Origin of the sequence: Pseudomonas jilinensis, from assembly GCF_003586265.1 — a bacterium.
Lineage (GTDB): Bacteria > Pseudomonadota > Gammaproteobacteria > Pseudomonadales > Pseudomonadaceae > Halopseudomonas > Halopseudomonas phragmitis.
On the sequence record NZ_QJSA01000006.1, the window covers coordinates 41,053 to 54,824 of the forward strand.

At 58.9% G+C, this 13,772-nt stretch carries 8 protein-coding genes; 4 read left to right on the plus strand and 4 right to left on the minus strand.

Going from position 1 to position 13,772, the window contains the following annotated elements:
* The first annotated feature begins 103 nt into the window (after positions 1 to 103).
* The 3 genes from C2846_RS07920 (at position 104) to ftsH (ending at position 4,429) form a co-directional block, all read left to right on the plus strand.
* Positions 104 to 1,111: an AraC family transcriptional regulator gene (locus C2846_RS07920; protein WP_119701180.1), complete on the plus strand. Its 1,008-nt coding sequence runs from the start codon at positions 104 to 106 to the stop codon at positions 1,109 to 1,111.
* 48 nt (positions 1,112 to 1,159) lie between these two features.
* A complete protein-coding gene (locus C2846_RS07925) occupies positions 1,160 to 2,473 on the plus strand; it encodes an amidohydrolase (protein WP_119701181.1) in 1,314 nt (437 codons plus the stop codon).
* Between the two features lie 111 nt (positions 2,474 to 2,584).
* Positions 2,585 to 4,429 (plus strand): ATP-dependent zinc metalloprotease FtsH, encoded by a 1,845-nt coding sequence (ftsH, locus tag C2846_RS07930; protein ID WP_119701250.1) that lies wholly within the window; start codon positions 2,585 to 2,587, stop codon positions 4,427 to 4,429.
* Here the strand turns inward: ftsH and tpx are convergent.
* The 3 genes from tpx to C2846_RS07945 all read right to left on the minus strand — a co-directional run bounded on the left by tpx (position 4,399) and on the right by C2846_RS07945 (position 10,402).
* Positions 4,399 to 4,899: a thiol peroxidase gene (tpx, locus tag C2846_RS07935; RefSeq protein ID WP_080050679.1), complete on the minus strand. Its 501-nt coding sequence runs from the start codon at positions 4,897 to 4,899 to the stop codon at positions 4,399 to 4,401. The two genes, ftsH and tpx, sit on opposite strands and share 31 nt — an antisense overlap.
* Positions 4,900 to 4,982: 83 nt before the next feature.
* Positions 4,983 to 8,693 carry a translocation/assembly module TamB domain-containing protein gene (locus C2846_RS07940; RefSeq protein WP_119701182.1) on the minus strand — a complete coding sequence of 1,237 codons (3,711 nt, stop codon included), beginning with the start codon at positions 8,691 to 8,693 and terminating at the stop codon, positions 4,983 to 4,985.
* Complete coding sequence (locus tag C2846_RS07945) at positions 8,690 to 10,402, minus strand: autotransporter assembly complex protein TamA (RefSeq protein WP_080050684.1); 1,713 nt, start codon at positions 10,400 to 10,402, stop codon at positions 8,690 to 8,692. Before C2846_RS07945 ends, C2846_RS07940 begins: the two co-directional genes overlap by 4 nt.
* A 167-nt stretch (positions 10,403 to 10,569) precedes the next feature.
* Between C2846_RS07945 and xthA the strand changes: the two genes are divergently transcribed.
* Complete coding sequence (gene xthA / locus C2846_RS07950; protein ID WP_080050685.1) at positions 10,570 to 11,385, plus strand: exodeoxyribonuclease III; 816 nt, start codon at positions 10,570 to 10,572, stop codon at positions 11,383 to 11,385.
* 85 nt (positions 11,386 to 11,470) lie between these two features.
* On the opposite strand, the gene clpA is transcribed toward xthA, so the two are convergent.
* A complete protein-coding gene (gene clpA, locus C2846_RS07955) occupies positions 11,471 to 13,738 on the minus strand; it encodes an ATP-dependent Clp protease ATP-binding subunit ClpA (protein ID WP_119701183.1) in 2,268 nt (755 codons plus the stop codon).
* Positions 13,739 to 13,772 lie beyond the last annotated feature (34 nt).

Sequence of the window (13,772 nt, forward strand, 5' to 3'; positions counted from 1 at the left end):
TAGGCGCCACCAATGAGGTTGGTTGGCGCCTTTTGCACTTGCCCTCTTCTCGCGCTGAAAGGAAACTGAAACCACCTCATGGTGCAGCACGACGGAAATAAAAATGGCGCTTCCCGAGCCCTCAGCTTCCAGTGAAAATCTGGAAAAAATCATCAAAGGTCTACGTGCCGTAGTTGATGAGCCGGTACTGACAGCCGCGTTGATTCGCTACCAGCTAGACCAGCCAATGGCGCGCGCGCAGCGAGTAGCGCTGGCGGTGATCCGTTCAATGATCGAGGATTTGAGCCAGCAGCTTAATGATCCGCTGTTGATGACCCGGGCCTTTGCTCACCTGAATTACAGCCGAAGCTTTCTTGGTACTACCTTTCTCTCCAGCACCAGAACCGTACTGGATGTTGTCCAGATGGCACAGCGATACATGCACCTTGGGACCGACCTGGGCAGCATTGGGATAAGCCTTGAGGGGTCGCAAGCGCGGGTCCAGGTACAAAGCAATCCAGCGTTTCAGCCCAGCCGTCAGCAGATGGACTCGATGCTGTATGCGATGCTGCGCACCTTACAATCGCTGGGTGTTCAGCAGTTGGTTGCTCACCTCCCTGCCCCGCAAGCGGACGTCTTGAAACGCCACTATCGTCAGTTGTTCAAGGTTCCGATCCAGTTCAATAGCACGCAGGAGTGCTACCAGCTCAGTTTTCCGCGCATCGAGCTGTCACGGGCACTGGACTGGGAGGCGACCGACATCGGTCGACTGGCACGCCGCGAGCGGCGTCTGATCCGCAATCACGACGCACATGACTGGGCGGGCTCGGTCATGTTGCTGTTACCGGTCCTGTTGCGCCGCGGAGATGCCAGTATCGAGCGCTGCGCCACCCTGCTCGCCCTGAGTAGCCGCTCCTTGCAACGTCGCCTGGCTGATGAGGGCCAGCCGTTCAGCCGGCTGCTCGAGCAGTGCCGGCGTCGGCTGTGCATGGAATATCTGGCGGCAGGTTATGCCAGCGAGACCGTGGCGCTACTGATTGGCTACCGTCAAACCGGGCAGTTTTTTCGCAGCTACCGGCGCTGGTTTGGTCATTCTCCGGGTGATTTTCAGCGTGCTCAGGCGGTGGCCTGACTGCTCTGTGCTTCACTGTCCTACAACTCCAATCATAAGGTCGTTCCCATGCGTCGTTTGCTTCTGCCTGCGTTACTACCCCTTGCCCTGCTCGGCTCCCCTGCCCTGGCAGAGACCAACCTGACTAGCAAGGTCATCAGTCTGGCCAGCAGCCTGGAAGACCAGGCGATTGCCTGGCGCCATGACATTCACCAGCACCCAGAACTGGGCAATCAGGAACATCGTACTGCCGCGTTGATTGCCGAGCATCTCAAAGCCTTGGGTATGGAGGTGCAAACAGGTGTCGGCAGCACTGGCGTAATTGGTTTGCTGCGCGGTGGCAAACCCGGCCCGGTGGTAGCGTTGCGGGCAGATATGGATGCCCTGCCAGTCAAGGAACAGACCGGTTTGCCTTATGCATCCCAGGTGCGGCAGCTCTATCATGGAGTGGAACGCGATGTCATGCATGCCTGCGGCCACGATGCCCACGTGGCCATTCTGATGGCTGCAGCACAAGCGCTGGCGACTGTGCGTGAGGAACTGCCCGGTAGCGTCAAATTCATTTTCCAGCCAGCCGAGGAAGGTCCCAGCGATTATGTCTACGATGGCGAGCGGCACTTCGGTGGCCGACAACTGGTTGAGGCCGGAGTGCTGCGCAACCCTGGTGTCGAGGCCATTTTCGGCCTGCATGTGACCTCCAGCCTGCCAACCGGGATCATTGCCTACCGCAGTGGCCCAATCATGGCCAGCGCCGGAGATCTGCATATTCGGGTCAAAGGTCAGCAAACCCACGGTGCCCAGCCCTGGAATGGCGTTGATCCGATTGTCGCCAGTGCCCAGATCATCACGGGACTGCAATCGGTGGTGAGCCGTCAAACCAACATCATGCCCGCGCCGGCCGTAGTGAGTATCGGTACTATCGAAGGTGGCACCCGGCACAACATCATCCCTGATGAAGTCAGCATGAGCGGAACCATCAGAACCTTTGGCGATGATGTTCAGGAGCAGGTCAATCAGCGGGTGCGCCAGACCGCTGAGCAGATCGCCGCCGCTTCCGGCGCCAAGGCCGAGGTTGAGATCATCGATAACTACGCCACTACGGTAAACCATGCCGAACTGACCGAGCGCATGCTTCCTACCCTGCGACATGCAGCCGATGGCAAAGCCATTGTCTCACCAATGGTCACCGGCTCGGAGGACTTTTCCTTCTACGCTCGGGAAGTTCCGGGGCTATTCTTCTTTCTTGGGGTGACTCCAGCCGAGCGCCTGCGCGGTGCTGCGCCCAATCATTCGCCCGAATTCATGATCGACGATGCGGCCCTGGTCACTGGCATCAAGGCCATGGCCAGCCTGGCAACCGACTACCTCACTCAGGCGCAATAATCCAGGTTACGCCCTATCGTGGCCATCCATTGATCAAGGTCAAAGCCCGTCATTCTGCTGGCGGGTTAACTAGACTGACAACACCTTGTCAGTGGTGATCAGATCATGGCCATGCACAAAACCCATCAATGGAACGCCAGTTACTTTTTCCTGGCGTTTATCGTCCTGATACTTTTTCAGAACTGGTGGAGCAGTCATCAATCGACCGCCACCATTGCCTACAGTGAGTTTCTGCAGCTACTTGAGAAGCAGGAAATTACCGACCTGGTTATTGGCCAACATGATATCCAGGGGCGCTTCAAGACAGCAGAAGGACGCACTGAGCGTTTCGTGACCCAGCGTGTGGAACCGCAACTGGCGGAACTGCTGGCCCGGCATGACATCAGCTTCCGCCACCGGCCCAGCAATACCTGGGTAACCAATTTGCTGTCCTGGCTACTGCCGATGGCACTAATAATCCTGTTCTGGCTATTCCTTTTTCGCAATATTGCCAATCGCCAAGGGCTCGGCGGCATGGTCAACGTTGGCAAGTCTCGGGCCAGGGTGTTGGTTGAGCGTGATACCGGTGTCACCTTCGACGATGTGGCCGGGATCGACGAGGCCAAGGCCGAGCTGCAGGAGATCGTCTCCTTTCTCAAGGATCAGCCCAAGTACGGCCGGTTGGGCGCCCGGATTCCCAAAGGCATTCTGCTGGTTGGTCCGCCGGGGACCGGCAAAACTCTGGTGGCCAAGGCGGTAGCCGGGGAAGCCGGAGTGCCCTTCTTCTCGATATCTGGTTCTGAATTCGTCGAGATGTTTGTCGGTGTCGGCGCTGCGCGGGTACGTGATCTGTTCGAGCAGGCACGACAAGCCGCGCCCTGCATCATCTTTATTGATGAACTGGACGCGCTGGGCAAGATGCGTGGCGTCGGCGCCTTTGGTGGTAACGACGAAAAGGAACAAACTCTGAACCAGTTACTGGCCGAACTCGACGGGTTTGATCCGCGTGAAGGTGTGGTTCTGCTAGCCGCAACCAACCGCCCGGAAATTCTTGATCCTGCCCTGATGCGCGCCGGCCGGTTTGACCGACAGGTAGTGATTGATCGGCCTGATCGTAAGGGTCGTGCTGCCATATTGCAGGTTCATTTGCGTAAGATTCAGGCAGATAGCGCTCTGGATGTTGACGCTTTAGCCGGCCTGACTACCGGTTTTAGCGGAGCCGATCTGGCCAACCTGGTCAATGAAGCAGCCATCGTCGCCACCCGCCGTGGCGCCCAAGCGGTAACCATGGACGACTTCAATCAGGCTGTGGAGCGCATTGTCGCCGGCTCCGAACGCAAGGGCCGGGTATTGCAGCCCCACGAACGCGCTGTGGTAGCGCATCATGAAATGGGCCATGCGCTGGTTGCCGCGCAGTTACCCGGTATGGACCCGGTGCACAAGGTGTCGATCATTCCTCGTTCCATTGGAGCGCTGGGGTTTACCCTGCAGCGGCCTACTGAAGATCGTTTTCTGATCACCGCCAGCGAGTTGCGTGATCGTATGGTGGTGCTGTTAGCCGGACGCGCGGCCGAAGATTTGATTTTCAATGAAATTTCCACCGGTGCAGCTGACGACCTGGCACGGGTAACCGACATCGCCCGCCAGATTGTCACGCGCTTCGGCATGTGTGCGGAGCTGGGACAGGCCGTGCTTGAACGACAGCACGCCCGCTATCTGGGAGAGCACGCACTGGGAGTCAACGAGAAGGATTATTCGGAGAAAACCGCTGAGAAGATCGACCTGTCGATCAGGCAGTTGATCGACGAAGCCTATGAGCGGGCCAAGGAGCTGCTCAGGCAGCAGCGCACCACCCTGGAGTTGGGGGCGACGCTGCTGCTTGAACGCGAAACCCTGACGCCGGAGGACTTCCCAGCTTTGTTACCGGCCTCAGGCTTGCAGCCGGCTCAGGACAGTACAGCCAGTGCAGCGTCGTAGTTCGGCTCGTCAGCGATTTCACCCACCAGTTCGCTATGCAGAACCTTGTCGTTCTCGTCCAGAACTACAACCGCACGAGCAGCCAGACCAGCCAGCGGACCTTCCGCCAGGGCTACACCGTAGTTCTGCAGGAACTCGGCACCACGCAAAGTCGACAGGTTGACCACGTTCTCCAGGTTCTCAGCGCCGCAGAAGCGGGCCTGGGCAAACGGCAGATCGGCGGAGATACACAGCACCACAGTGTTGTTCAGGGCGCTGGCTTTGGCATTGAAAGTACGTACGGAGGTAGCGCAGGTCGGGGTGTCGACACTGGGGAAAATGTTGAGGATCTTGCGCTTGCCGGCATAGCTGGACAAGCTCACATCAGCCAGATCCTTGGACACCAGGCTGAATGCCGGGGCCTTGTCGCCAACCTGGGGAAGCTGGCCGGCAACGGCTACCGGATTACCACGCAATGTAACGCTGGACATTGGAAACTCCTTGGTTGTTTAAACCGCCACCCGGCGGCAAATGAAAACGGCGCCATCAATATTCCGGCGGCTGATTCACACCATTAGAAATCAATACGGTAGAAGAAATCCAGCGAACTGGCAAAACCGCTGACCGCTTCCAGATAGAGCCGGCGGGTCAGTTCATAGCGCAGACCGAGCTGGTTGGCTGGTTCGAAAACCCCGACGCCGTAGCGCAGGCTGAGCTTGTCGGTGAGGTAACCGGCGGCAACCACCTGAGTGGTCAGGCCAGTACCTTCGGTTTCCAACTGAAAGCCCTCGATTCCCAGTGAACTGGCGATACTCTGGGCCATCGGTGCACTGCCGGCCAAGCCCAAGGCCAGAGCCGCCTGCCCCAGCATGTTGTCATCCCCGCCGCCCCCCAACGGCCGACCGAGGATCAGGTACGACAGTGCCTGTTCCTGAGCCATAGCTGGCTCGGAAAACACCTCCGATTGTGGGCTTTCGGCCCGCCCGGTCAGGCGTAGGCCTGCCACCACATCGCCAGCCTGGCGAATGGCCTCAATATTCAAAAATGGCTGGCTTATCGGCCCGGCGAACAGAATCTGCGCACGGCGCAGAGTCAGGCGCTGACCATAGCCACGATACTGGCCGCCGAGGATATTCAGATCACCGCTGGCGGTAAGGTTCTCCTCGACTTCCAGGCGCCCACTAAGCCGGCCGGTCAAGCCAAAGCCGGAGAATCGCAGTTGATCGCCAATCAGCAATTGCACACGGGCACTGATTGCCAGAGCCTGATCGTCCTCCTCGACTTCCTGGCCAACAATCACTGCATCCGGCGATAACTGCACCGCCTGCTCGGGCAGTTCCCTGATCGTGATGTTGCCTTGCGGAATCGCTATCTGGCCCCTGAGCTGCAAACGATTGTCCGCCAGGCTTATACGCAAATCGGGACTGACACTCAGGTCGGCATACGGATCGACCCGAACAGGCAAAGCCGTACCGCGCAAACTCAACTGCAAATCCAGCTCAGGCGCCCAGGTCACCATACCGGTCAGGCTGCCCTGCCCTTGCTCACCGCTGCGCCAATCACCGTCAACATCCGCATGTTGACCGCTGATCCTGACCCGGATGCCCAACTGCTCGAGGCTGATGGGCAACTCCGGCCCGGCTATCTGGCCGTCGCGCAAGACAATCACACCTTCGACCTGCGGATCGGTCAACTGACCGGTAAGCAGGCCGTTGCCGTTCAGCTCACCGCGCAAGGTTTCAACTTGCGGCAGGAATGGGCGCAGGAAGTCCAGACGCAGGCCCTCGATGGCATAACGACCATTCAGCCGCTGCTGACCACCGGGATCATCGATATTCGCCTGAATATCCAGCCGGCCAATGTCTTCGCTACTGAGCAAGAACTGGCTGCGCGCCTGGTTTGCCTCCAGTACGGTATTCAACTCCAGCCGGTCATAGGGGAAGCGCAGTGTCTGCTCAGGGCTGGCCACGGTAATAGCGCCGTCACGACTGCTGACCTGAACCTGTGCCAGCGGCTGTGCACCGACAGCCTGACGGAAATCGACCTCAACATTGAGCGTGGCATCCCAACTGAAGTCCTCGGGCAGCAGATGCTGCAGCGACTCCAGCGGAAAGTCATTCAAGCTCAAGCGCAACTGCCGGTCAGGCATCAAGCGCTGCTCGCCGCTGAAGCATAGCCGTGAGCTGGAGCCGGCATGCGCCCAGCAATGCTCGCTCAGGCGCAGTTGTCCAGGCTCGAACCGATAACTGATCAAAGCTGGCTGAGACAGGTCCCAGACCAGCTCTTCACTGGCAATCCGGCTGCGGCCAAGACGGCCTTCCCAGCGTTCATCGGTCAGTTGGCCGGTAAGTTGTGCGTCAAGGTCGACCAGACCTCGCTCAAGCGTCAATTGCAACTGATGCTCGGCGCGATTGCCGGCCAGGTTCAGTTCGAGATTGCCGAGCCGGGTATCGCCGCTGACAATCCGCTGGGCCGTCAGCTTCAACTCGCCGGGTAGCTGCTCGGACAGCGTTAACCGGCTTTGCAGCTCCAGGCCTGGAATGCTCAGCTCGTCATAGACCAAGCGTTGAGCTGTCAGCTCCAGGTCGACCACCGGGGCATCCTGCGGGCCGGCTGCCCGGAGCTGGCCCTGCAGATTGCCGCGCAGACCCGGCCACAGGGTATTCAGGCGCGGCATTTGAATGTCCAGAGCAGCCTGGACCTGAGGGCCCCATTCAGCATTGCCGCTGATCCGGTTGTCGCCCTGACGTAGCAGCAGATCGTTGACTGTCCAGCGCTGGTCCTGACCTGAGAGCTGACCACTCAGTGCCAGCGGCTGTGCGCGCAGGGTGCCCTCCAACGCCCAATCAGCAGACGCCTGCAGGCGATCATCCCGGAACTGTCCTTCGCTACGCAGCGGGCCGCTCAGGCTACCAGGCAACTCAGCCACGAACACGCCAGGGTCAAGCTGATCTAGCAACAGTTCGACAGCCCAGGCAATCCCATCGGCAAAGTTCAGGGTAACTTCACCCTGGGCTGAACCAGCGGCGGTTTCCAAGTGCAACGGAGCGATATCAATCCGTTCCGGAGTGCCGTCAAGGCTGAGATTCAGATTCAGTACCTGATCGGCCAGCGCGCTCACCTGCCCCTTGAGTTCTGCCTGGTAGGACTCGCCCGCCAGTTGGGCATCCAATGTCAGTTGCTGGACCACCACCGGACCAATGTCCTGGGGATACAACCACTGCCAGGGAAAGGCTTGTTCCAGCACCAAGGTGGCGTCGGCAGTCACCTGCTCGGCCCAGCCACCTAGGCCCTGAAGTGTAATCCGGCGCTGTGGCTGTTCCACCACACTCAGTTCAAGGTCAAGCTCCTGGAGTGTTTCAAGATCGGCTTTGGCCGCCAGCCTCAGAGCCACGTCACCTCCTTCGCCGGGCAATCGAGCCCTGGCCAGCAGGTTGAAGCCCTGCTCCAGGTCGCCTGCGAGATTGAGCGACAAATCATTGAGTGTGAGCGTTGACGGCAACGTCTGCAGGGCCAGGAACGGCTCCCCGGTCCATTCCAGGGCAATCGGCAGTTCCGGCTGCAGCGGCTCAAGCGTTCCGCTCAGACGGCCTTGCAGGTAACCCCGGCTAGCCAACTCCACTGTCAGCTGATCAAGGCTGCCACCCAGCCGCAGTTGAGCCTGCCAGTCACGCTCGTCGACCGGGGGCAGGTTGACCTCTGCATGCAGACGCAGCGGCCACTCGCCACTCAGACGCATGTCGGCATCCAGTTGCCAGTCCACCTCAGGGCCTATACCGCTGAACTGATGCACGACCAGATGATCACCGCTCATATGCGCGGCCAACAGCAACTCGCGAAGCAGCGGCTGCTCTTCATTCAGCCACAGGCTACCCAGATACAGCCGGTCAAGCTGAATGCCCAACGGCAGGCGAATGTCAGGCAGCGTCACGGGCTCAGACTCACTGGGGCTGTCATCGCCCTCGATCAACAAGTGCAGGCTGTCCACCTCCAGATGGTCGATACACAAGCGCCTGCCCCAGAGGCACTCAGGAGACCAGGCCAGGCTAAGCTTGTCTAACCGTACTTCCAGTCCTTCGTCACGCCAGTACAGGTGGGCAAAGTCCCAGCCGCGCCACAGTTGGCCACCAACGAAGTCCAGCTCAAGACGTGGCTCGAAGCGCGCAGCTTGCTCGAACAACCAGCGATTAACCGTTTCGCTGGCCAGCAGTAACCCAAGCACCAGCGGAATCAGGGCCAGCAGCAACAGGCCTCGAAGCAAGGTCTTGGCGATAAAGCGAATCACAGCTCAGGCCCCATGGAAAAGTGAATGCGGAACCCTTCATCGGGATCGCTGATCGAGCGAGCCAGATCAATGCGGATCGGTCCGACCGGAGAAACCCAGCGTACACCCAGCCCTGCGCTGGTCTTGCGCGGATCGGTCAATGAGTCCATGGCGTTACCATGGTCGATGAAGACTGCGGCACGCCAGCGGTCGATGAACTCATACTGATATTCGACGCTTGAGGCCAGCAGGAATCGGCCACCGATCCGCTCGCCGGAGCTGTCGGTCGGCGACAGGGTGCGATAATCATAGCCACGCACGCTCTGATCACCGCCGGCGAAGAAACGTAGCGAAGGAGGAACCCGGCGGAAACTGTTGCTGGCTATCCCCCCCAGATTGACCCGCGACAGAAAACGGTGATTGTCCCAAAGCGTGTATAGCCCTTTGGCGCTGGCGTTGGCGCGCACAAAGTCGAAATCGGAAACGATCCCTTCCTTGGCGCCCTGAACATCCAGCAGCAGACTATAGCCCTGGCTGGGATCCACGCCACCGGTACTTGTAGTACGTTGGAACGAGATGCTGGGGATCAACAAGGTACTGTCACCAGACTCATTACCCAGGCTGAACCTCTCCTGCTCCAGACGTAAACCGATAACTCGCTCCCAACCACTGCGCAGACGTTTCTGATACTGAGCGCCGATGGTAAAGGCCTCACTCTCGGTGTCGTCGATATTCTCGTTCTGCCAGCCAGTGAAGAATCGCAACGCACTGCTCTGTGGTGGCGTCAGCGGGATTTGATACCAGGCGCTAAGCTTTTGCCGCGGAGAGGAAACCTCCAGTTCTGCCCCTCTGGAGTGCCCTTTGGCATTGAGCCAATGCTGGGTCCAGTTGGCCCGGGCCCGGGGTCCCACGTCGGTAGAAAAGCCAGCACCAAACCCGAGGGAATGCTTTTTTCGGGCCTGAAGCTGAACATCAACCGGTATCAGTCCATCCTCATCTGCCCGGTTCGCCGGAGCCGAAACCTGAACCGATTCGAAAAAACCGCTGGATAGCAGATCGCGGTTTAAGCCAGCGATCAGGTCTGCATCGTAAGGAACGCCCGTGCGAAACGGCACCATGCGCTGCAACAGGTTTTCGTTGAACGGCGTCTCGCTGAACACCACTTCACCGAGCCTGAAGCGCTCGCCGGTGTGGTAAACCAGCGTGATATCGGCCTGATTGTTCTCGATGTCGATCAGCATCCGGTGCTCGGTGAAGCGTCCAGAGAAGTAGCCATAGCGCAGGGCCTGGTTGCTGATCAGGGTTTTGAGGTCTTCATAGTAGCCATGGTGCAGGATTGCGCCGGTACGCAAGCGCCGACCCGGCGTCGTCAGGGCGAAAGCGTCAGTCCCCTGCCCTGGTCCTTCAATGCGGATGTCGACGTTGCGCAAGCGCACCGGCTCGCCAAGGGTGACATTCAAGACCAGGGTTGGCGCGTTGTTGGGGCCGGTTACCTGTGGGCGAATGCGGGTCTGGTAGTACCCCAGGGCCTGAGCAGCACGCTCGGCCTGGGCAATACTCGGGCGTGCCAGGCGCCACATTTCACGCCGGCTACTGGCCTGTACCGGGCCGACGAAGGCCTCAATATTGGCCTTTACTCGACTGTTGGCGGGTTCGATATTGACTTCGAGCTCGGCCCGGGTGCTGATCGCAAACATCATCAGGCAGATCAGAACGAAAGCTCGGACCATATGTATCATCCATAATCATTGGGTCGCGCCAGAAGCGCCGTGCATAGACTAAATGCTAACATGCCATCCAGCACGGGGCTGGGAAAATTGTGTGTGGGCATGTTCGCCCCAACACCTTGCAAGAGCCCCGAAAAATGCCTTAACCAAGCTCAGGAATAGCTATTTCAATGAAGATTGTTTCTTTTAATATCAATGGCTTGAGAGCAAGACCTCATCAGCTCAAAGAGATTGTCGAGCGGCATGCTCCCGACATTATCGGGCTCCAGGAAACCAAGGTCGATGACCCGCAATTTCCCCATGATGAGGTCGCCACATTGGGTTACCACGTTCATTTCCATGGCCAGAAAGGCCACTATGGAGTTGCCCTGCTGAGCAAAAACGAGCCGCTCTGGGTGCGCAAAGGCTTGCCTGGCGAGCCGGAAGATGCCCAGCGGCGAATGATCAGCGCAGCAATTCCCTGTGCCGACGGTCACCCCCTTTTCGTTTTCAACGGCTATTTCCCGCAGGGCGAAAGCCGGGATCACCCACTGAAATTTCCTGCCAAACAGCGCTTCTATGCTGATCTGCAAAGCCATCTGGAGCAGGACTTCAAAGCTGATCAACGTCTGTTGGTCATAGGTGACATGAACATCTCGCCAGAGGACTGCGATATCGGCATTGGCCCGGAAAACGCCAAGCGCTGGCTACGCACCGGCAAGTGCAGTTTTCTACCAGAAGAGCGCGAATGGATGCAGCGCCTGAAGGACTGGGGGCTGGTTGACAGCTTCCGCCACCTCAACCCCGAAACTGATGACCAGTTCAGCTGGTTCGACTATCGTAGCCGGGGCTTTGAAGATCAGCCCAAGCGAGGGCTGCGCATTGATTTGGTGATGGCCAGTCGTGGCCTGATTGACCATTGCATCGCGGGTGGAATTGATTACGACATCCGCGGCATGGAAAAACCGTCTGACCACGCTCCCGTATGGGCGGAGTTCACTATCTAGCTGAAGGCTGGTTTGTTTCGAGGCCGCGCCGCTCCTACCAGGGGATTCCGATTGGTAGAAGCGGCCCTGCGGCCGCGAAATCGGTTCAGGCCATTTCCTCTTCCGGGACGTCCAGCACCAGTTCGTCGTCGCGAATGCTGATATGTACCGTACCGCCATGCTCGGCCAAATCGCCGAACAGGATCTGCTCGGCCAGCGGTCGCTTGATCTTGTCCTGAATCAGTCGCGCCATCGGTCGCGCGCCCATCAGCGGATCATAGCCATGCTCGGCCAGCCAGTTACGGGCAGCCTCGTCGACATCCAGCAACACATGCTTGTCTTCCAGTTGCGCCTGCAGCTCGGTGAGGAACTTGTCGACCACGAACTTGATGCTCTCGTGGCTCAGACGACCAAACTGGATGATCGCATCCAGGCGGTTGCGGAACTCGGGCGTAAAGGTTTTCTTGATCACTTCACTGCCGTCGCTGGTGTGATCCTGGGTAGTGAAACCGATCGAAGCCCGGCTCATGGTCTCGGCCCCAGCGTTGGTGGTCATGACGATGATCACGTTGCGGAAGTCGGCTTTGCGTCCGTTGTTGTCGGTCAAGGTGCCATGGTCCATGACCTGCAGCAGCAGGTTGAATACCTCCGGATGGGCCTTTTCGATCTCGTCGAGCAACAGTACGCAATGTGGGCTCTTGGTGATCGCCTCGGTCATCAGACCACCCTGATCGAAGCCAACATAACCGGGCGGAGCACCAATCAATCGCGATACGGTATGCCGCTCCATGTACTCGGACATGTCGAAGCGTACCAGCTCGATTCCCAGGCTCTTGGCCAACTGGCGGGTAACCTCGGTCTTGCCGACCCCGGTCGGACCGGCGAACAGGAAGGAGCCTACCGGCTTATCGGCTGACTTCAGGCCGGCGCGCGACAGCTTGATCGCAGTGGACAGCGCGGCAATTGCGTCATCCTGACCGAACACCACCAGCTTGAGGTCACGCTCAAGGTTCTTCAGCAGCTCCTTGTCGCTGGAGGACACATGCTTAGGCGGAATACGCGCGATTTTCGCCACGATAGCCTCAACCTCTGGCACATCGATGAATTCCGGTCGGTCTGCCGGCAGTTGCAGGCGCTGATAGGCACCCGCTTCGTCGATTACATCGATGGCCTTGTCCGGCATGTGCCGATCGTTGATATAGCGTGCTGCCAATTCGGCTGCCGCACGCAGGGCTTCATCGGTGTAACGAATGCCATGGTGCTCCTCGAAGCGGCCCTTGAGCCCCCTGAGGATCTGGATGGTGTCGCTGACAGACGGCTCGGCCACATCGACTTTCTGGAACCGCCGAGCCAACGCCCGGTCCTTCTCGAAGATGCCGCGAAACTCCTGGAAGGTGGTTGAGCCGATGCAGCGAATCTCACCAGACGACAACAGCGGCTTGAGCAGGTTGGAGGCATCCATGACGCCGCCAGAGGCAGCGCCGGCCCCAATAATGGTGTGGATCTCGTCGATGAACAGAATCGCCTGTGGGCGCTTCTTGAGCGCCTTGAGCAGAGCCTTGAAGCGCTTCTCGAAATCACCCCGGTATTTGGTCCCGGCCAGCAACGCCCCCAGGTCAAGTGAATAGACCACAGCCTGAGACAAAATGTCAGGCACTTCACCATCGATGATGCGTTTGGCCAGCCCTTCGGCAATGGCGGTCTTGCCTACCCCGGCCTCACCGACCAGCAACGGGTTGTTCTTGCGCCGCCGCATGAGGATCTGTGCGACCCGCTCGACTTCCGACGCCCGGCCGACCAGCGGGTCGATCCGGCCCTGACGGGCCTGTTCATTCAGATTGCTGGCATAGGCTTCCAGCGGATTGCTGGCGGTCGAGGTCTCACCACCTTCTTCGTCTACACCGTCCTGATCGGACTGGATCTGCTCACTGTCACCGGCAACCTTGGAGATCCCGTGGGAAATGAAGTTGACCACATCGATGCGGGCAATCTGCTGCTGCTTGAGGAAAAACACCGCCTGGCTTTCCTGCTCGCTGAAGATTGCTACCAGTACATTGGCACCACTGACCTCACCCTTGCCCGAGCTCTGCACATGAAATACAGCGCGCTGCAAAACTCGCTGAAAACCAAGGGTTGGCTGGGTTTCACGCTCATGATCCTGGCGCGGGATCAGTGGTGTGGTGGAGTCAATGAACTCGGTCAGTTCGCGGCGCAGACGCTCCAGGTCTGCACCGCAGGCCCGCAGCACAGAGACCGCAGCCTGATTGTCGAGCAATGCCAGCAAAAGGTGCTCGACCGTCATGAATTCGTGGCGTTTGTTACGGGCATCCTTGAACGCGAGGTTCAGGGTGATCTCGAGATCTCTATTGAGCATGATGCCACCTCATCTCTGGCGACCGAAGTCGCTT